The 20,439-nt window shown below is 27.2% G+C and carries 20 protein-coding genes; 7 read left to right on the forward strand and 13 right to left on the reverse strand.

The window, feature by feature from the left end; translation table 11 throughout:
* Positions 1 to 129: 129 nt before the first annotated feature.
* The 4 genes from ACA135_RS06060 to hdrC form a co-directional block, all read right to left on the reverse strand.
* The gene (locus ACA135_RS06060) at positions 130 to 660 is read right to left on the reverse strand and encodes a DUF2096 domain-containing protein (protein ID WP_409197867.1); all 531 of its coding nucleotides are present in this window, start codon (positions 658 to 660) and stop codon (positions 130 to 132) included.
* On the reverse strand, positions 657 to 923 hold the full coding sequence (locus ACA135_RS06065) for a DUF749 domain-containing protein (protein WP_409197868.1): 267 nt from the start codon (positions 921 to 923) through the stop codon (positions 657 to 659). The genes ACA135_RS06060 and ACA135_RS06065 overlap by 4 nt, the downstream gene beginning before the upstream one ends.
* Before the next feature lie 237 nt (positions 924 to 1,160).
* Positions 1,161 to 2,048, reverse strand: coding sequence for a CoB--CoM heterodisulfide reductase subunit B (gene hdrB, locus ACA135_RS06070; RefSeq protein WP_409197869.1), 888 nt, complete (start codon positions 2,046 to 2,048; stop codon positions 1,161 to 1,163).
* Positions 2,049 to 2,086: 38 nt separating this feature from the next.
* The gene (gene hdrC / locus ACA135_RS06075) at positions 2,087 to 3,292 is read right to left on the reverse strand and encodes a CoB--CoM heterodisulfide reductase subunit C (protein WP_409197870.1); all 1,206 of its coding nucleotides are present in this window, start codon (positions 3,290 to 3,292) and stop codon (positions 2,087 to 2,089) included.
* A 189-nt stretch (positions 3,293 to 3,481) separates the two neighbouring features.
* On the opposite strand from hdrC, the gene ACA135_RS06080 reads away from it, so the two are divergent.
* Complete coding sequence (locus ACA135_RS06080) at positions 3,482 to 4,219, forward strand: archaeosine tRNA-ribosyltransferase (RefSeq protein WP_409197871.1); 738 nt, start codon at positions 3,482 to 3,484, stop codon at positions 4,217 to 4,219.
* A gap of 25 nt (positions 4,220 to 4,244) precedes the next feature.
* Here the strand turns inward: ACA135_RS06080 and ACA135_RS06085 are convergent, their stop codons facing one another.
* Together ACA135_RS06085 and ACA135_RS06090 are read right to left on the reverse strand one after the other, a co-directional pair.
* Positions 4,245 to 4,649 carry a hypothetical protein gene (locus tag ACA135_RS06085; protein WP_409197872.1) on the reverse strand — a complete coding sequence of 135 codons (405 nt, stop codon included), beginning with the start codon at positions 4,647 to 4,649 and terminating at the stop codon, positions 4,245 to 4,247.
* Positions 4,577 to 6,262, reverse strand: a complete 1,686-nt coding sequence (locus ACA135_RS06090; RefSeq protein ID WP_409197873.1) for an Ig-like domain repeat protein — start codon at positions 6,260 to 6,262, stop codon at positions 4,577 to 4,579. The genes ACA135_RS06085 and ACA135_RS06090 overlap by 73 nt, the downstream gene beginning before the upstream one ends.
* Before the next feature lie 457 nt (positions 6,263 to 6,719).
* Here ACA135_RS06090 and ACA135_RS06095 point away from each other — a divergent pair, with 457 nt between their 5' ends.
* The 4 genes from ACA135_RS06095 (at position 6,720) to ACA135_RS06110 (ending at position 11,364) form a co-directional block, all read left to right on the forward strand.
* Positions 6,720 to 7,010 carry a ferrous iron transport protein A gene (locus tag ACA135_RS06095; protein WP_409197874.1) on the forward strand — a complete coding sequence of 97 codons (291 nt, stop codon included), beginning with the start codon at positions 6,720 to 6,722 and terminating at the stop codon, positions 7,008 to 7,010.
* Between the two features lie 135 nt (positions 7,011 to 7,145).
* Positions 7,146 to 9,173: a ferrous iron transport protein B gene (gene feoB, locus ACA135_RS06100; RefSeq protein ID WP_409197875.1), complete on the forward strand. Its 2,028-nt coding sequence runs from the start codon at positions 7,146 to 7,148 to the stop codon at positions 9,171 to 9,173.
* Positions 9,174 to 9,567: 394 nt separating this feature from the next.
* Positions 9,568 to 11,046: an IS1182 family transposase gene (locus ACA135_RS06105; protein WP_409197876.1), complete on the forward strand. Its 1,479-nt coding sequence runs from the start codon at positions 9,568 to 9,570 to the stop codon at positions 11,044 to 11,046.
* Between the two features lie 126 nt (positions 11,047 to 11,172).
* Positions 11,173 to 11,364 carry a hypothetical protein gene (locus ACA135_RS06110; RefSeq protein ID WP_409197877.1) on the forward strand — a complete coding sequence of 64 codons (192 nt, stop codon included), beginning with the start codon at positions 11,173 to 11,175 and terminating at the stop codon, positions 11,362 to 11,364.
* 175 nt (positions 11,365 to 11,539) lie between these two features.
* Here ACA135_RS06110 and ACA135_RS06115 read toward each other — a convergent pair whose 3' ends face one another.
* Entirely contained in the window at positions 11,540 to 11,959 is a 420-nt protein-coding gene (locus tag ACA135_RS06115) for a hypothetical protein (protein WP_409197878.1), read from the reverse strand.
* Between the two features lie 1,852 nt (positions 11,960 to 13,811).
* Here ACA135_RS06115 and ACA135_RS06120 point away from each other — a divergent pair.
* Complete coding sequence (locus ACA135_RS06120; RefSeq protein WP_409197879.1) at positions 13,812 to 14,426, forward strand: 5-formyltetrahydrofolate cyclo-ligase; 615 nt, start codon at positions 13,812 to 13,814, stop codon at positions 14,424 to 14,426.
* A 57-nt stretch (positions 14,427 to 14,483) separates the two neighbouring features.
* On the opposite strand, the gene ACA135_RS06125 is transcribed toward ACA135_RS06120, so the two are convergent.
* The 6 genes from ACA135_RS06125 to ACA135_RS06150 form a co-directional block, all read right to left on the reverse strand.
* On the reverse strand, positions 14,484 to 15,869 hold the full coding sequence (locus ACA135_RS06125; protein WP_409197880.1) for a glutamate synthase-related protein: 1,386 nt from the start codon (positions 15,867 to 15,869) through the stop codon (positions 14,484 to 14,486).
* Positions 15,870 to 15,900: 31 nt separating this feature from the next.
* The gene (locus ACA135_RS06130; protein ID WP_409197881.1) at positions 15,901 to 16,041 is read right to left on the reverse strand and encodes a hypothetical protein; all 141 of its coding nucleotides are present in this window, start codon (positions 16,039 to 16,041) and stop codon (positions 15,901 to 15,903) included.
* A gap of 148 nt (positions 16,042 to 16,189) precedes the next feature.
* The gene (gene rbr / locus ACA135_RS06135) at positions 16,190 to 16,741 is read right to left on the reverse strand and encodes a rubrerythrin (protein WP_409197882.1); all 552 of its coding nucleotides are present in this window, start codon (positions 16,739 to 16,741) and stop codon (positions 16,190 to 16,192) included.
* 123 nt (positions 16,742 to 16,864) lie between these two features.
* The gene (locus ACA135_RS06140) at positions 16,865 to 17,311 is read right to left on the reverse strand and encodes a PsbP-related protein (protein ID WP_409197883.1); all 447 of its coding nucleotides are present in this window, start codon (positions 17,309 to 17,311) and stop codon (positions 16,865 to 16,867) included.
* Positions 17,312 to 17,452: 141 nt separating this feature from the next.
* On the reverse strand, positions 17,453 to 17,599 hold the full coding sequence (locus tag ACA135_RS06145) for a hypothetical protein (protein WP_409197884.1): 147 nt from the start codon (positions 17,597 to 17,599) through the stop codon (positions 17,453 to 17,455).
* A 121-nt stretch (positions 17,600 to 17,720) separates the two neighbouring features.
* Complete coding sequence (locus ACA135_RS06150; RefSeq protein WP_409197885.1) at positions 17,721 to 18,134, reverse strand: hypothetical protein; 414 nt, start codon at positions 18,132 to 18,134, stop codon at positions 17,721 to 17,723.
* Between the two features lie 539 nt (positions 18,135 to 18,673).
* Here ACA135_RS06150 and ACA135_RS06155 point away from each other — a divergent pair.
* Positions 18,674 to 19,486, forward strand: a complete 813-nt coding sequence (locus ACA135_RS06155) for an AAA family ATPase (protein WP_409197886.1) — start codon at positions 18,674 to 18,676, stop codon at positions 19,484 to 19,486.
* Positions 19,487 to 20,439 lie beyond the last annotated feature (953 nt).

Raw genomic sequence — 20,439 nt, forward strand, 5'->3', positions numbered from 1 at the left:
GAAAATTTTAAAAAAAATAAGGTATACCTTGTAAAAAAATGTTTTATTTAAAAAAAGTTGTATTTTATGAAATTTTATATGAAAAGAGAGGATTAAAGAAAATATTAAGTTTATTTAATAGTCTCTTTTTTATTCTTCATTGAAGAATGGGGCCATTTCACGAAGGCCTTTTTGAACGTTTTCTTTATCACCATAAAATGATAATGTTACGTCGTCTTCAAATTCAATTATTAAATTAAAATATTCAGCTATGTCTTGGACTCTTTCTTCTGATATGGGTTTGGTGAGAGTGATTCTTCCACTTGAAAATCCGGGAGGTGTGTTTATTACGAAATGTGAACCTAATTGTGGAACTTCAACTACTTTTTCACCTTTATTTGCTTTTTTAAGTGCGATTTCCCATTTTTCCACATATGTGGGTCCTACTTTTTTAGCTAAACTTATTAGAGATTCTTGGATTCGAGTTAGGCTCATTTCAGCATTCATGTATTCTTTCATCATTTCTGGTGCTGTTTTGTCTCTTTTGTAAAATCCTATTTGGGATCTTACTAGTCCTAATTCTGTGTTAATAGTGTGTGGTATTTCATATCCTTTTTTTTGTAAGTCGGATAGTAAATCCACAGTTATCATCCAAGATTGTTCTATTGGTAATGGGTTCATAAGTGTCCTTCTAATATTTTAATAGTTGAATTGTTTATTTTTGCATCTTCTTCTTTTAATTCTTCTTTGATTTGTTCAATATTATCATAATTTTCTAAGAAGAGAACATGGTGACTTGTTGTTCCTGTAATATCTAATATTGCGATTTCTGTTTCTGGTACGAGTTCTTTTCCTTCGATTGTTGATTTGAATTGTACGTATGGTGCCATGTCTTCTGGTACATCTTTGTATCTAAATATTCCGCCTAGTGTTGCTATAAACATTGTTTTTAAACTCCTTTAAAATTTTTTTTTAAATTTTTTTTCTTTGTTTAAGATTTTAATCATTTTCTATATTTACTATTTTATGTTAAATATATTTTATTGTTATTATTTATAAAGAACTATAAAAATGTTTGTATAATATAAAACTAAATTTTTTTTGAATAAAAAAAAGGGAAAAGATAAAAAAAACTTTTTATCCAAAATCCCTTTAATTAATTAAAGAAACTATTAAAAATTTTATTCTCCGAGTTTTGCGAGAACTTTATCAGCAGAAATTACTTGAGCATCAAAAGTTAATTCTTCAGCACTTAAACCCATAGCTAAACCGTAAAGTTGAGCTAAATGGAAAACAGGTATATCAAAGTTAGTACCGTATTTTTCATTTACTTCTTTTTGACCTACATCAAATTGTAAATGACAGAATGGGCAAATATCAATAATACAGTCTACTCCAGCTGCATCCATGTTTTGGAGTTTTTCATAAGTGTAACTAGTTGTTACATCTTTATCACGGGATCTTAAACCTCCACCTGAACCACAGCACATCATTTTTTCAGCATAAGGGACAGATTTAGCACCAGTTACTTCAACTAATTCATCAAGAATAGTTGGGTTTTCTGCGCTTTCTTCAATATGAAGTTCAGCTGTTGGTTTAAGGAAGTGGCAACCGTAGTGTACAGCAACGTTTAAGTTTAAAGATTTGGTAAACATAGATTGAAGTTTATCTAAACCTATATCATTGTATAAGAATTCAGCTAAATGTCTAACATTAGTTGTTCCTTCAAATTGTTTATCAGTAGTTTCAGCTAAAATACCATTAATTTCTTCTTTTTTAGCAGCGTTATCTTTTAATAATCTGTTACAATCAGATAAGGAACCGAAACAACCATTACATTCGGTTAAAACATCATCACCCATACCTTCTGCAATAGAAAGGTTACGTGCTGCAATACTTGCCCAAGTGTTTTCATCGAAAGAACCGAATACTCCAGGAGCAGGACAACAGGAAGCTCCTTCCATATCTTTAAGTTCTACGCCTAATTTATCAAATAATAATCTTGTTGATTTTTCTATACCAGGATAACGATTTTCCATGATACATCCTAAAAAATATGCAATTTCCATTTTATTAACTCCGTATAATCATTATAAATTTTAATTTTTTATTCTTTTAATCCGCCAGTACTTTCATCATATCCGATTAATTCATCGAAATCACATTTTTTACAAATGTTTTGTACTTCTTTTAAAGATTCAGGGAATGAATGAGTTGTAGGTGGTAATTCTGGAAGACCAATTCGTTTTCTCATTGCTTTAGTTGCATCATTAATTGGTACTCCGTGACCAGTGTTCATTACGAATACTCCAGTCATTTTGTGTGCTTTTGCCATGTATCCTGCATGAGAAGCTTCTCTACGTGCTTGTTTTACAACATCTACAATTTTTACTCCTCTAGGACATCTTTCTTGGCAAGTGTAACAAGTAGTACACATCCATAATGCGTCATCGGTTATAACTGCTTCTTTTAATCCAAGTAAACAGTTTCTAACTAATTTTCTTACTCTGTATGGGGTTTTTCTTCCTGATGGGCATGTTCCTCCACATGTACCACATTGGAAACAAAGATCCACACTTTCTACACCTGCATCGATGAATTTTTGATGGAATTCTTCATCCATTGCATCCATACCATATACTTCGTTATCGTCTAATAAAGTCATTTTATCGCTCTTTTTATCTTTTTTAGTTTCTTCTTTAGAAGGTTTTTCTTCAATAATTTCTTCTTCAGAAATGTTGTTTTTAACAACTTCTTTATCAAGTTCTTCTTCTTGACTAATTACTTCATCAAGATCTAATTCTTCAATTTCTTCTTTTGGAGTTTCTTCTTCGTCAGGAATTTCAATTTTTACAGATTCTGGTTCTTTTGGAGTTGGTTTTTCAATTTCAACTTTCCCTTCATCTTCAGGAGTTACTACATTAACTTCTGGTGCTTCAGGAGATTCTGGTTCTGGAGTTATTACATTAACTTCATCTTCAGGTTCTTTAGAAACTTCAGGTTTTGTTGAAACTTCAATTTTAACTTCTTTTTGAACTTTTGGTTTTTCTGCATTTTTTGAACTTGTGACTTTAGTTTTTGAAACTTTTAAAGTTTTTGTTTCTGTTGAATTTGATTTGACAGAGTTTTCGTTAGAAGCAGATTTTCGATATTGTTTTATTTTTTCAACTTTGTCTTCAGAAGATGTCTGTTCTGGTTGGGAAGGTTGTTCGATGTCTTGACTTTGATGTTGAGCCTCATATTCTGCTTGGCTTCTTTCAATATCATCTTTAGCTTCTTTAACCATATCTTTTAATTTTTTTAATACAGACATTTATAAACACACCTTGGATAATCACTGGTCATTACCTCAAATCCTTAATTATAATTACTTAAATTTGATATATAAAGCTTACTAAAAAAATTTAAAGTGTCACCTTAAAGGTGACAATTATTATCTTATACATAAAAAATAATGATTTAAGAAAACCTATAAAAAATAGTTAAAACAAAATAAGAAAACATGACAAAAAAATTCGAAATAAAAAGCCACGACGGACCTGGAAGACTAACCAAAAAAAACAATAAACTAACACCAAACTTAATAGACTTAAAAAAACACCATATAACAAAAGACACCGAAACAGCATACAATGTTGAAAGAGAAATAGCCGAATATGGGGTTAGAAAAACATTAGAACAAGCACAAAAAGAAACCAACGTCAAGATAGCAGTAATTCAAGGAAGTAAATATATCGACTTAAGATGTAAATGTGCAGAAGAATTAGAAAACTTAGGCTTTGATAATTTAATAATTGCAAACTCTGATGATTTACTCCTACACCCACAAGACTTAATAAACTTAATCATAAAACTACGAGAAACCTTAAAACCAACAACTTATTTAATATTCCCATTTGCAGAAGCATCATTCATACCTTTACTCTCATACTTAGGAATAGATGTATTTAACATTGAAACTGCAGAATACTATGCAGCTTTAAATGTTTTAATAAGTCCAACAAAAAATTATGACTTAGAAACTTATCCAATCTACAATTTCACACCCCAAGGATTAATCAATTATAATAAAAAAACATTAGACCTTGTATTACGTGAAGTACGTGAACATATGCATAATAATTCACTTAGAAACTTAGTAGAAGAACGTACAAATACCAGCCCACAAAATACTGCAGCATTACGTATCTTAGATAAGGACCATTCAGATTACTTACAAAAATATACACAATTATACTAAAAAAAAGTAAAAAAAAGTAAAAAATTTAAGATTTATATGGATTAGATGCACTATAAGCTACACCATTAACATATAAAGTATAAGAACCATAATTAATAGTTCCAAGATTAGTTAAACTAGACACATAACTGTTTCCAGTTAAAGTCCAAGTAGATCCAGATCCAATAGTTACACTAGTAGTTCCATAAGAACCTGATGGATTAATAGCACCAGTATATGTACTTGAACTTAAAGTATAACTAAGACTACTAATTGAATCAACTATAATATTACCAGTTAAATCTTCACTAAGAGCATTGAATGTTAAGGTTCCACCATTAGAACCACTAGTTCCCCATTCACTTTGACTACTAACTTTTAATATGCATTTAATGTAGAAGTACCTACAGCAGCATCTCCACTCATACTTTGATAAATGAAGAATCCACATGAATCCACATATCCACTACTATTTGCACGATTACCTTTAGCATAACCTGTTAAATTACAATTATTTAATATTATACTGTTTTTACCTTCAATACATCCGATTTCTGCAACATAAGAAGTACCTGTACAATTAGTAGCACTTATAGAACCTGTTGAATATATACATGGAGAACCTGATCCACTAGTTTGTCCAACACCAGTATTTAAAACACAATTAGTTGCATTTACTGTACCTTCACCACGATCAGTAGCAAGAGCAGCACAGCTTCCACCACGAGTATTAATAATAACATTATCTGCTATGATTGTTCCACCATAAGTTGCATCTAAACCACGAGATTTATCTTTATATGTTGAAATATTCACATTATTAACATAAGCTATAGCTCCAAAATTAGAACTAGCACTATTAGTTACAAATATAGCATTTGCACCAGTAGCATTAGTAATAATAGAACAATCACTAATATTTAAAGTACTTTTAGCTAATACTAGTACTGCTGCATTGGTTCCATAGAAATCAAAATTTTCAGAGTTAGAACTTGATACATCACCAGTTTTTGTAATAGTTGAATCTGTTAAATTTAAGTTTCCACCATTCTTTACAAGAATTACATTTGTATCAGAAGAACTTGTTGAATAAGCACCATTAGATGCAGTGACTGTTTCTCCATTCACAACAAGTTTACCTTTACTAGTAGTATTATTACTTGTACCATTACTAGTTACAGTTATAGTTGTTGCTGCAGAAGAATTAGTGTAATTATCCTCACCTGAGAAACTTGCACTTACAGTATAAGATCCTGGATATAAGTTTATTTGTAGGTCTGCTATACCATTTGTATCTGTTGTTGCCCAATAAACTTTACTTGCACCATCACTTAAACGAGTAAGATTTAATGCTATATGATTTCCTATTATAGCAGTTCCGTTAGCATTTTTAAGAGTTGCTGTGAAGTTTTCACCAGCACCATAAACTTCTGTAAATGGTTGTACGATTAATACAGTACTTGATTTATTTGTTGTTGAATTTGTTACAACGATTATTGTATTAAAACAACTACTGGAAGTGTAATTTAATGTATCGTTTCCTTCATAACTTGATGAGGAAGTATAATAACCTGAGTATAAATTGATTTCTAGTTCTGCTATACCTTTTGTATCTGTTGTTGCCCAATAAACTTTACTTGCACCATCACTTAAACGAGTAAGATTTAATGCAATATGTTGTCCGCTGATAGGTGTTCCGTTAATTGTTGTTAATGTTACTGTGTAATTTTCACCAGCACCATAAGTTACTGTAATATTATTTCCAGTTAATGTGGTTGTTGGACCTGTTATATTTTCTATAGGACTTGGTCCGGTACCATTAGGACTAGTACCATTAGGCATATCAGGCGGAGTACCATTACCAGTACCATTAGGTATCTCAGGTGGAGTGGTATTTCCATTATCAGTTAAAATATTTCCAGTATTTGCCTCATCTGAAATGTTTGTTGATTCAGATGTTACGGGTGTTGTATTCGTATCTGAGGCAAATGCTAGAGGTAGGGAAATTAAAGCAATTATGGAAACAAATAATAAAGAGAATATTAATGCTTTTTTAGCTTTCATATTAATTTTTCCTCCTTTTAATCTAATTTTATTTTCCTTTTTTTTTAGAATTAAATGATTGAGGAATAAAACCCTTTTAAATTATTTTTTTTGTTTTTTGAAATTTTATTATTAGAAGATTTTATTTCTAAAAAAAAACTTTTCATTTTATTTATTTAAAAACTGTAAAAAAAATTTTTTAAATGGTGTTTTTTACAGTTTCTGTGCTTAATAATAACTGGTAAGTCTTATTTAAAGTTTTCCTTTATTTTTCTATTTATTGTTAAACTGTTTTTATATTAACAAATGTGTTTTTTGTAAGATTTTTTTATAAATAAGAACAAAGTTTAGGCATACCTAAACATTTATATAGTTCTTTTGAACTAAAATAAAAACAGATTTAGGTAAACCTAAATTTATAATTTTTTTAAAAACAAAAAAAATAGAAAAAACATAAATAAAGAGGTTAAAAAAAAGGATGAAAAATAAAAACCAAAAAAGAAAAGGAGAAAAACATAAATTAAACAACCTCCACGACGGAGAATACGGCAAAATAGTTTCCTACAAACATATTGAAAACCAAAACCAACAAAAACAAGAACAAAAAGAACTCAGAAGACATTTAATGAGTATGGGATTCGTGGAAGGTGCAGAAATAAAATTTATTAAAAAAGCACCACTAGGCGACCCTTGCAAAGTAAGGATTAAAGGATACGACTTAGCACTCAGAAAAGAAGAAGCAAAAAACATTGAAGTAAAAATAAACTAAAAAAAAATATTAATAAACCGGTAAAATGACCAATGACTCCCCCCACTATATAAAGAAAGGTTTTTCCTTTATTAAATTTTTAAAAAGGACCAAAAATGAGAGAGTCATCGATGATAAAAACGGAGAATACCAAAGATGAAAACAATTAAAATAGGTTTTGCTGGAAACCCAAATGTTGGTAAAAGTACTCTTTTTAATTACCTAACAGGTATGCACCAACATGTAGGAAACTGGCCCGGAAAAACCGTTGAAAAAATGGAAGGAACTTATAAATTCCAAAAAAATAATGAAAAATATGAATTTAATATAGTGGATCTTCCAGGAAATTATAATTTAAGTGCAAAAACAATAGAAGAACAAGTATCCATTGACTTCATTGTAGATAAAGAGAATGATGTAATCTTAAACATTATAGATGCTGCTAATATTGAAAGAAATATGTACTTAACCGTACAATTAATGGAATTAAAGGCAAATATGGTAATAGCTTTAAATATGAATAAATTAGCTGAAAAAGAAGGATACAATATAAATGAGAAAAAAATATCCGAGTTACTTGGAATTCCAGTGATAAAAATAGAAGCAAGTAATGGACAAGGAGTAAATCAGTTAGTTGAAGAAATAATAAAAGCTAAAGAAAACCCTAAAGATTCCAGTGAAAAATTAGTTTATGGATATGAATTAAAAGAGCACTTAGAAGAAATAAGTAAAGAAATAACTAAAGATCCAGAATTATTAGATGTTCCAGATTATTGGACTTCAATTAAATTATTAGAAAATGATGAAATCATAACCCAGAAAGTTAAAAACTCAAGAGATGGAATACAAATAATAAAAAAAACAGAGAAAGTAAAAAAACATTTACAAGAAGTTTTTAACGAAGACACAGAAGAAATTCTAGCTAATGCAAGATACGGTTTTATTGATGGACTTATGAAAGAAGCTGTCGTGAAACCTAAAATAGATAAGGAAACAACTACTGATAAAATTGATAAAATTGTAACTAATCGTATACTTGGAATACCAATATTTTTAATTATAATGTATTTAACTTTTCAAGTAACATTTGCAATTGGAACACCAATACAAGATTTAATAGATACTGGTTTTGGAATGCTTGGAAATCTTATACTTGGAGTTCTTGGAGAATCATTTTTAAGTAGTTTTCTTGTTGATGGAATAATAGGAGGAGTAGGTGGAGTACTTACTTTTTTACCAATAATTTTCTTACTATTCTTTGTATTAAGTATATTAGAAGATTCAGGATATTTAGCTCGTGCTGCATTTGTAATGGATAAAGTAATGCATAAATTAGTAGGTTTACATGGGAAATCTTTCATTCCTATGGTTTTAGGATTTGGATGTTGTGTTCCTGGTGTGATGGCAACACGTACATTAGATAGTAATCAAGATCGTTTAACAACAATGTTGGTTGTGCCTTTTATGAGTTGTAGTGCAAGATTACCGGTATATGCATTATTTACAGCAGCATTATTTACAGCATACCAAGGAGAAATAATATTCAGTTTATATCTTTTAGGTATTATTGTGGCTATTATTGTAGCATTAATATTTAAGAAAACATTATTTAAAGGATTATCAACTCCATTTGTTATGGAATTACCAACATATAAGGTTCCAACATTAAAAGGTGTACTTATACATACTTGGGAAAGAGGAGCAGTTTTTCTTAAAAAAGCAGGAACTATCATACTTGCATTATCTATCCTTGTATGGGTATTAAGTAGTTTACCTGTTGGTGTAAGTTATGGATCTGAGTTTAGTTTGACTGGACAAATTGGTTCATTTATAGCGCCAATATTCAGTCCTTTAGGTTGGGGTCAATGGCAACCATCTGTAGCTATATTATTTGGAGTACTAGCTAAAGAAGTAGTTGTATCAACATTCAGTTCACTTTTCGGAGTGGCTGAAGCAGGTGCAGGTATAACATTAGCATTACAAGGAATGTTCACTCCACTTGCAGCATATTCATTCTTAGCATTTGTATTATTATATATGCCATGTTTTGCAACTGTAGCAACTATAAAACGTGAAACTAATAGTTGGAAATGGCCAATAGTTTCCATGGTGTTATGTTGTAGTGTAGCATACATTGTATCATTCATAATTTATCAAGGTGGTATGCTTTTAGGATTAGGATAAAATTTAAAAGATTCAATCTTTATCCTTTATTTTTATATAAATAAAATTTTTTAAAAAAATATAAAAACAAAAAGGAGGTGAATAATATGTTAAGTATAAGTGGAATATTTGGAGTTAAAAAATTAGAACCTGAGGGTTGGCCAAAAATCGATTTTTTAATTTTTTGTAATACTTTTTTTTATTTTATTTTTTTAGTTATTATTTTTCATGTTTTTTGTTTTTGTTGTCATTTTTGGGTGTGAATTTTTTTTTCATGTGTTTTATTTTCTTGGTATTGTTTTATATTAATTTTTTGTGTTGTTTTTTTTATTTTAAGTGTTTTTAAATAGTTATATTTATATACTAGTATTTATATATATTAATATTAATTATTATTAATTTGTTGGTGTTAGTTATGGATATTGAACAGTCTAGTTTTAAATTGGAGCGTTTAGATGATGATATTCCTAAGGATCATCTTTCTCGTTTTATTGTGCGTTTTGTTGATGAATTTTTCCCAGTTTTAGAGGTTGAAGAAAACATGGGAGGAAAGGGTAGGCCTGTTTTACCGGTTCGTGAAATGTTTAAATTAATTATTTATGCTTTTAATGAGGGTGTTACTAGTTCTAAAGTTATAGAAGATCATGCTAAGTATCATAAAATTTATTTATATGTTTCTAATGGAATTAAACCTTCTCAAAGAAGTATTCGAAGATTCATCCGTGATTATGGTTATTTGTTTAATGTTTTTATTGGAAGTACTTTACTTTTTGCAAATGAATTAGGAATCACAGATTTTAAGCATATATCCATTGATGGGACTATTAAAAAAGCATACAACTCTAAATTTAATGTTTTACATGAAAAGGACATTAATACTTTAATTCAGTATTATAGTGGATTAAAGTTACCTAATAAGAAAATTAAAAAGCTCCCACGTCCAGCACGTAATTTGATTGAACGAACAGATTTAAACAATGAAGATAAATTAGAATTATTATTTGAGTTACAAACTCAATTAAAGATGTCTGGTCAAAATACAGTACCTGTAAATGATGTTGAAGCTCGTTGGATGCATAATAAACAAGGATTAAATGAGGTTGCATACAATGTTCAAAGCGCTGTAGACACCGTTTCCAAACTTATTTGTGCAGTAAAAGTTTCACAAAAACCAACAGACCATTATGAATTACCAGAAATAGTGAAAAATGCAATAAATAACATCAACGATGAACCGGAATATGTAAGTGCAGATACAGGATACCACACCGAAACTAGCTTCCAATACTTAGAAAAAAATAATATTAAAGGATTAATACCAGATAGAAAACAAACTCGAGAAAACACAGGAAGATTAAGTGAAAACCCATTCCATAAAGACCACTTCAAGCATGATCTAGAAAAAGACACTTACATTTGCCCAAATAAACAAGAACTACCTTTCCAACAAGAAATCAAACATTACTTAGAAAATGAAACAAAACCTTATAAAATCGAAAGAAGATATTGGAACTACAATGCATGCCAAGACTGCCAGGATAAAGAAAAATGCTACAAAGGAACACAAAGACAAATAACAGAATTCACAAGTAACACAGCCCTAAAAATGAAAAAACAAATGGAAACAAAAGAATACAAAACCATGTTTAAAAAAAGATCAAGCACAGTAGAAGCACCATTTGGTACACTTAAAACCTACTACCACATAAATGAACTACCAACAACAGGAATACAACACACAGAACACATACTAGCACTACAAGCACTAACATACAACCTAAAAAGACTAAACCACATAATCAAAAACGAATACGACGAAACAGACAACATAAACCAATTCATAGAAAAAATAGGAGCAACACTCAACCTAAAATGCAAAACCACAGAAAAATAAAAAAAAGTAATACCAAAAAATATCAAAAATTATTTTTGGCCAACCCTCAACCTAAAAAAGAAAAAGAAAATAAAGATAATAAAAAAGATAGTGAAAAAGAATAAATTTTTGGAGGATTTTATAACAATGCAATGTAGATTATGTGGATATGAATTTACAGAAGAGGAAGCTAAAACTAGTTGTCAAAAGACACAAGGTTGTAGTAAATGTAACTGTAACTTACTTATATGTCCTAAGTGTGGATATGGAAATGATCCAGTATATGGAACCGAGTTTGGTTTCATTGAAAAATTAAAAGAAAAAATTAAAAGGGAATAATGAAAAAAATATTGGAGGAAAAGATTTTATTTACCCTCCACTTAAAAGAAAAATATGAAAATTAATTCTAAAAAATATCTAAAAAAAGTTTTTAATTTCTTTTTTGGATGTTGTAACTAAAAAAAAATTAATAAATAATCTTATATTATACTCTTTTTTTAATTAGTATTGTATTTTAGCAGGCCCCATTAGTTTTACAAGGTCTTGCACCTGAAAAACTTAAACCAATGAAACTCATAAAGAATGTGAATCCTTTTTCGAATAGTTCATCTTCACTGTACATATTATAACCTGATATGGTTCCATCACTAATATGTTTACTGATTTCTTTAAATTTTCCATTTTCAAAAATATTTTCGTAGTATTCTTCAGGTATGTCGAATAATAAATCAACGATTGGATTATTATATGAATTAGTGTTTTCTGTTAGTTCTAATTTAACATTGTCTTTATCTATTATGGTGATTATTAAAATTTCATTAGAACTTATTCCATTGATTATTCCTATTTTTCCATTAGGTTTTATTTTACCTAATATTCGGGTGTTATTTTCTGCCCATTGTTTCCATTTATCTAAATTGTAAACACTTGCCATTATATTCACGTTCCCTTATTATTTTATTAAAGTTTCACATGAAACATTTAATATAATTAATTAGTATTATTAAATTCATGGTATTTAAGCATTATATAGTTGAATTTAATCTGAGAAGTGTATATGAAAACTAGTAAAAAAAGGCTTTAGAAATAGAAAGTATGAGAATTTCTTTAAAAAATAGTTAAAACAAAAGTTTTCATCTTTTTTTATAGGGAAAATGGAAAAAATTAAGATTAAAAAAAATGTTTTTTTTATCCGTTATATAATCTTAAATGTGTTTTTTATTTTTTTAAATACTTTTTTTATGGAGAAAAAAATGTTATTTTTATAATATGTATAAAAAATTTTTTTTGATATGAATTCTCTTAAAAATGGAGTGGAAAATGTAAATTTTTATCCTCCAACATCAAATCTTTTTAAATAATCAGTGGTTTATTTCCATTATTTTTTTTAGATAAGATGGAAAAGAATAAAAACAATTTTCCTTTTTTTTATTTGTGAGAAATTTGTTTTATTTTTTTAATCCAAATTTTTTCCTTTTTAGACATACAAACTCTTTTTTTTATAAGAGATAAAATATTTTCCATTATAAAAAAAATATTCCTTTTCTAAAAATTTTTTTGGGGGGATATGAAAGGATTTTTTTTATAATAAATTTTGGGGTGGAATTTTAAAAATATTTAATTGTTTTTTTTAGAGAATATGTTTTACCATACCTCCTATATTTTTTTTATTTAATATTTTCTCAAATTCTTTGTTTTAAACCGTTTTTTTTCTCTTTATTTATTCTTTTTATTTTTTTTGGGATTTTTTTAAAAGATCAAAAAAATATTTTCTAAAATAATTTTTTTTTAATCTTTAAAATATTTGAGTTTAACATGGACTTAATTCCATGTCGAACCGTGTTTATAGTTAAAGTTGATTAAGTATATAAAGGTTTGTCTTTTTTATTATAAAAATGATAAAAAATTTATGAAAATTTTATAATAATATACAGTTAAATTAATAAAAAACTGAATATAAAAATATGTTTTTTAAAATAAAATATATTTAAATACATAAAAAATGATAAAAAACTAAAGGAAATAATAAGTTAAAACCTAAAAATAGACATAAAAACGGCTTTAAACATTAAAAAACACAAAAAAACCTTAATAAAACTTATCAAAAACTATTAATCAATCGATTAAATTAATAATAAGAAGAAAACCATAATATAACATCCCATAACATCACCACCACTAAAACCTAAAAACCAAAATACAAGAGATAATACAGGAAAAAACATACTAGATAGGTTAATTATACTAAAAATAAGGCATACATTAATTTTTAAGGAAAAAATAAGACAAAGAATAAGAATTTAAAGAAAAACAAGATTCTAAGAATATTTTAAAACAAAATTAAATAAAAACTAAGCAATCAAACAAATAAAGAAAGAACACAGAGTAATAATGATTAAATTAATATAAAAACCATTAAACATGAAAAAAATAAAAGAAAACAAAGCAATTATAATAAAAAACACAAACATAAACACAAAACTAATAAAAAAGAAAACCAAAAATTAACTATTTAAAAAGCTAAAAGAGAGTAAAACAAGGAAATCAGACAAAAACAAACAAAAAATCAAGAAAAACAAGACAAGATAAGATTTTTATATTAAAAAACTAAAAACAATATAAAATCTAATAAAAGTCTAAAAAAGATATAATAACAGAGTAAAAATGAAAAACAGAAATTAGTAAACCTTTTTAAATCTATGAAAAATTTATAAAAAAATATAAACAAAAATACTAATACAGAAAAAAGAGTCTAAAATTTTACTCTAAGAAGGGAAAATAAAATCATGAAAATTGAAGATAAAAAACAAAAATTAAGACTAGAAATATGGAATGAACTATACCAAAAAAAATTAAGTCACAGACCCCAAGGTGATTACAATAAAATACCAGATTTTAAAGGGAAAGAAAAAGCAGCAAATATTTTAAGAAAAACATCTGAGTATCAAGATGCAAAAACCATATTCGTATCCCCTGATTCAGCACAAATCCCTGTAAGATACAATTGCATAATCGACAATAAAACCCTCATTATGGCCACCCCTAAATTAGAAAATGGTTATTTAAAATTAAATAAAGAAGCAAAAAATCATCCACAAGAAGCAAGCACTAAAGAAGGAGCATTCAAATACGGTGCAAAAATAGATAAATTAAGTAAAGTTGATTTAGTTATAGAAGGATGTGTAGGTGTAGATCTTAAAGGAAACCGGCTTGGAAAAGGTGGAGGCTACGGTGATAGAGAAATAAGTGATTTATATAATAAAAAAGTTATAAACAATAAAACTCCAATTGCAACAACAATCCATCCATTACAAATTAAAAATAAAATTCCTATGTTAAAACATGATTGTAAAATTAATATGATTGTAAGTTCCCAATCAAAAATCTATATAAAAAGTTAAAAAAAAATTAAAAAAATGGTTTAAAAATTTAAATTAAACCAAAACTACCTTATTTTTTTATACGTGGCGAATATTTGTATAATCACTAATTTCAGAGTTAAATGTTGCAAGATTTTCCACACTTAAACCATGAACATCATTATTACCAGTTATTCTTGCAAATGTTTTAATTTCTTCACATGAAACATTTAAGAAATTTGCAACACGTTTAACTGCTGCATCTTCCTGAAATCTTGCGCGTAACTCAGGATCCTGAGTAGCTACACCTACAGGACAGTTCCCAGTTCCACAAATACGGTACTGTTGACAAGCAGCAGCAATAAGAGCAGCTGAGGCAACAGCCACAGCATCAGCACCTAAGGATAAAGCCTTAGCAAAATCACCAGAAACTCTTAAACCTCCAGTAATTACAAGACTAACATCACTATGATGTTCATCTAAGTATTTACGAGCACGATAGAGAGCATAAATTGTAGGAACACTAGTAGAGTCACGAATCAATTTAGGACTTGCACCAGTAGCACCACCCCGACCATCAATAGTTATAAAATCAGGTTCAGAATATAAACAATACTCTAAATCTTCTTCAATTCGACCAGCAGCAATTTTAACACCAATAGGACGACCTTCAGATTTTTCACGAAGCATACTAACCATAGTTTTTAAATCTTCCTTACCCTCAATTTCAGGGAAATTAGAAGGACTTATAATATCTTCATTAGGATTCTTACCCCGTATTTCAGCTATCTCAGATGTGACTTTAGCACCAGGTAAATGCCCACCCATTCCAGGTTTAGTTCCCTGACCAATCTTAATCTCAATAGCATCACTAGTTTTAAGATTTTCACTAGTTACACTGTACTTATTCGGAACATATTCAAAAATGTATTTATAAGCTGAACTTTTTTCTTCAGGAAGTATTCCACCTTCACCACTACACATTGCAGTTTTTGCAAGAGCACTTCCCTTAGATAAAGAAACCTTAGTCTCTCTAGATAATGCACCAAAAGACATGTGTGAAATATAAACTGGACTTTCAAGAACCATTGGTTTTTTAGCATTCTTACCAATTATTGTAGTTGAATTTACCTCCGCATCCTCATCTAAAGGTGCAGGGTTTAATTGATTAGCTATAACAAGAATATCATCCCATGAAGGCATTGGTAATTGTGTTCCCATACCATCAATTATACTTTCACCATGAACAGCCATACGATGCATATCAGTCATTTTTGGCATCTTTGCATCTGTTCGGATAGTTTCAGGAGGATAATCTAATGGAGTTTCCTCTTCCTCAATTTGTTCCTCTTCTTCTTCTAATATTTCTTCAAACTTATAAGATGGTTGTTTACAGAATGGACAGACATCAATTTCAGTTATTTTTTTACCTGCTTCCTCTTCATCATAAATAAATCCACATACACTACATTTAAATCTCGCCATTTTTTCTCAAAATCTCCTTAATATATTTTTTTTAGATAATTTTTGATCCTTTTAACACTAATAAAATTATTAAAAATAGTAATAAAATAAGAACCAATATACCTTCTTTGGTGTTTATAGGTATAGGTGCACATGTGCCTTTAGAACATGTTTTTTTGTCTTCTTCTTTCATAATAAACTTCTAAAAAAAAATTAAATAAATTTTAAAGGGGAAAAGTGAAATAAAAGTAAAAAAGTAAAAATTAAAAAAAATGAATTATTTTTCCCCTTTTTTATTTATAATAAATCAAATTTTTTTAAATAAAATTAAAATATTTTTTTTATTCATAATTTTTTGGTCTTACTTGGAAGTAAGATCTTGGATGGTCACATACTGGGCATACAGTTGGAGCTTCTTTTCCAACAAATATATGGCCACAGTTACTGCATTGCCATTCTACTTCTTCATCTTTTGCAAATACTTTTTCTTCTTTAACATTATTTAAAAGAGTTCTGTATCTTTCTTCATGTTCTTTTTCTATGTCAGCTACTGCACTGAATTTGTATGCAAGTTCATCAAAGCCTTCTTTTTCTGCAGTTTCTGCCATTCCTTTATACATTTCAGTCCATTCGTAATGTTCACCATCAGCTGCATCTTCAAGGTTAGTTGCAGTATCAGGTACTTGGCCTTCATGCAAATATTTAAACCATAATTCAGCATGTTCTTTTTCATTACCTGCAGTTTCTTCAAATATGTTTTTAATTTGAACATAACCGTCTTTTTTTGCTTTGCTAGCATAATAAGTATATTTATTTCTAGCTTGAGATTCTCCAGCAAATGCAATTTCTAAATTTTTTTCAGTTTCTGTTCCTTTAAGTTTTTTATAGTCCATATTCTTTTTGCCTCCATAAAAAGTTTAAAAAATTTTTATATAATAAATTGTTTTATTATACTTAATAATATATCTTTCTAAAAAAAAATTTCATAAAATAAAAAAAAGAATTCTAATTTTCTTTTATTGTAAGAAAATTATTGTATTAATTATCCTATTATAATCTTCTATTTCTTCTGCTGAATCGGGACAACTAGTTAATTCAAAAACATACATAGATTCCTTATGAAAAATAAATGTTGTATGTAATTGTAACATTCGATCATCCATTTTAGCATTAGCTACTATTTCAATTGAATTTGCACCATCAATTGACCCAATATCTGAATGTATAATGTTCCAACCCTGATTAATAAAACTATTATTTAATTCTTTTAAAAGTTCATTTGTAGATTTATCAGTTTTTTCTGGATAATTGTAAATTGTTATAATGCTTGGTATTTTATTAACTACTTTAACTAATGCTTTAACACATGAGGGACCTCTTGTTTTAGGATCTTGTTCTTTCCACATATCAGAATAATTAAATGAAATGTTTTCATTTTGATATATTTTACCTAATCTTGCCATTAATAATCAACTCCAACATAATCTTTCATATAATCCTCATTACATACCAAAATTTAATATTAATACATTAAATGATATATTTAAGTGTAAAAAAAAGGTAGTATAGAATAAAAAAAAAGATTATTATATTTTTTTCTACTTTTAAATGAAGTATTGATAAATTTCTATTCCTATGCCCCTATATCCACAATCTGGACAATATTTTTCAACAATCTTTTCATCTTCTACTGCTAGTACTATTGTATTGCTTCCACATTGAGGACAAAGCCCTTCAACATTCTTTATCATAAATTTATTACTTCCATATACAAAATTTTTTATTTTATTAAAGAAAAATTATTCTTAATTTAATAATTGTTAAAAATATCTTTTTTTATCTTTTATAAAACTTGTTAATTTATAACCTGTTTTATTTAAAAGTTAAACTTTTAATAATTTCATCAAGATCACTATCTTCAGGATTATTTAATCCAAAAGTGAAATAATCAAAAAGGTATGCATCTTTATTATGGATTAAACCAATAGAACGAGTTTTAAGTGGTGGTTCATGTGTCATGTCTATTGCTTGAAATTTATGAACATCAAAATCTTTAATACTGGTTAAACGTGAATCTATAATTTTTAAAGTTTCACTTCTTGGTATTGTTTCTACAGCAGACTTAAGATAATTTAAGTTTATACCATCTTCAGGATATTTTAAAAGCATTATCCGACTTTTTTTATGTTCATGATCTAATATTAGTATACAATTATCAATATCATGTTCTTTTAATTCCCAAAATGAAGGGTAAGTTAATTTTAATTCATTATTTTCAAATTCCATTTTTTCCTATTTTCTCCATCTTTTTTTTAAGAATCTATTTTTTTAAACTGAGTAAATATTCATATCATTATCTCTTTTTTTATGAATATATTGAATATAATAATAGTAAATAATGTAAAAATTAGAAATAGGGGAAAGGCTCCTTTTTATTTAATTAAAAAATTATTTTAAATTATGAAAAAATTTTAAAGGGAAAATAATATTCCATTATAATTTTTTTCCTTTCTTTTTCTTGGGTGAGAATGTATAAAAAATATTTTTTTTATAAAAAAAGAAATAATTTATAGATATATTAAAATCTATTAAAATTCATTTTTTTAATAAAAATATTTTCTTAATGTTTTAAAAAAACCTTTCCCCTGTTTGATTATATTTATTCATTGTACTTAAATAATATACATACCATTTTTTTTATGAAAATTTATTATTTTTCAATTGCTCTCGGACTTTTTTTATAAAATAGGTAATATGAAAAAATAATAGTATATAGATAAATTAATTTTTTTAAATATGAAAAAAGGGAGGGTGTAAGTATAAAAATGCAAATGCAAAAAACATTATTTGACATAATAGAAGAAGAAAGCACCATATTTCGCGACCGGGAAGTTTTTCAAAATAATTATATGCCTGAAATATTGAAGTATAGAACACAACAAATAGAAACTATGGTATTTTATTCAAGAAAGATTAAAAGAGGATATGCTCCAAGTAATATGGAAATAAAAGGACTCAATGCAACTGGAAAAACAAGCACAGTTACTAAATATATACAATTAATAGAAGAAGCATGCCCTAATGTTATATCTTTAATAATAAATTGTCAAATGCATAGAACAGAATACACTATACTTAGTGAAATTTATAAAAAAATTTTCAAGAAAAAAACACAAACCAACACTTTAAACACAATTAATATTTACGATGAAATAATGACTTACCTCACCAAGCATAAAAAAGTGCTAATTGTAGCTTTAGATGATTATGACGCTATAAAAAATAATAATGAACTTAATAAAGTATTATACACGTTACTTAGAGCCCATGAAACATATCATGAAGTTAAAATAAGCATTATAACAATAACAAAACCTCAAAAACATATCATACTTAATTTAAATATTAGTACAATATTTTTACCAATGAATATTTACTTCCCCACATATACCAGATCTCAAATAAAGGATATATTAAAACAGAGAATTGAATTAGGATTCTATCCTGGAGTAGTAAGTGAAGATTACCTGGAAAAATTAACAGATTCCACTTATAATTCTGGAAATATCCGTGAAGGTATAAAAAAATTATTAGATGATGGTGAAAAAGCAGAATATTATGGTGAAACAAAAATATAATTTTTCCTGCTTTAAAAAAAAATTATATTTTATTAATGGTTAAAATATTAATTATTAATTTTTATGTTAAATTTATAGAATTTATACTACTCAAATCCTATTTTTTTTATATAATAATTTTTATCTTTTATATAATTTCTTCATTAACCCCTTCAATGAAATATGATTTCTTTAAGGATCTGATTAGTATTTAATAATGAAATTTTTTTCTTAAATCCTAATTTAAGTTTTATAAAATTTCATTCCCGCTTCAATACTTTTTTTAACACATATCTTTTAAATCCAAAAAAAGGTTTTAATATAAATTGAAAATCCTTCCATCCCCTTCATTAAATAAAAGCATTCTCAATTATCATATTCTTAATTTATTAAACCTTTCTTTTTTTTTTTGAATTAAAAGTTTATAGTTCCCTTATTTTTTTTTAATGGACATATATTTTTATCTATTTAAAATCTGAATCATTTTTTTCTGTGATTAAATTTTTAATAAAAAATTAAGAGGGAATAAATACAAGTTACCCCTTTTATCTTTTTTTTAATATAATTTTTAGGATTCTCTTAAATTTTAATGTGAAAACATTTCTCTTAAAAGATTAAACCTTCTAAAAATATATCATTCCCTGTTTTTATACATATTTTAATAAAAAATCAATACTTAATTTTTTTTTAACCCCTTTTATTAATTTTATGAAAAGTTTAAATTCGTTTTTTTTTAGTGAGATGATAAAAAAATATTTTCCTATATTTGTGTTAAATAAAAAAAACTTCTCATATTTTCTAAATTAAATTGATTTAATATTTTCTTTTATACATATGTGGGGACATTGAATATTTTAGCTTAAATGAAAAAAATTTTCAACCCATATTAAATTATTTTTTTTATAAAATATTTACCTTAAAATTTTGTTTAAAAAAAAGATTAACTATGCTTATTCCTAAATTTTTCTTTAATA

It is taken from the genome of Methanobrevibacter acididurans (genome assembly GCF_046197875.1).
In the GTDB taxonomy this organism is placed as follows: Archaea; Methanobacteriota; Methanobacteria; order Methanobacteriales; family Methanobacteriaceae; genus Methanobrevibacter_A; species Methanobrevibacter_A acididurans.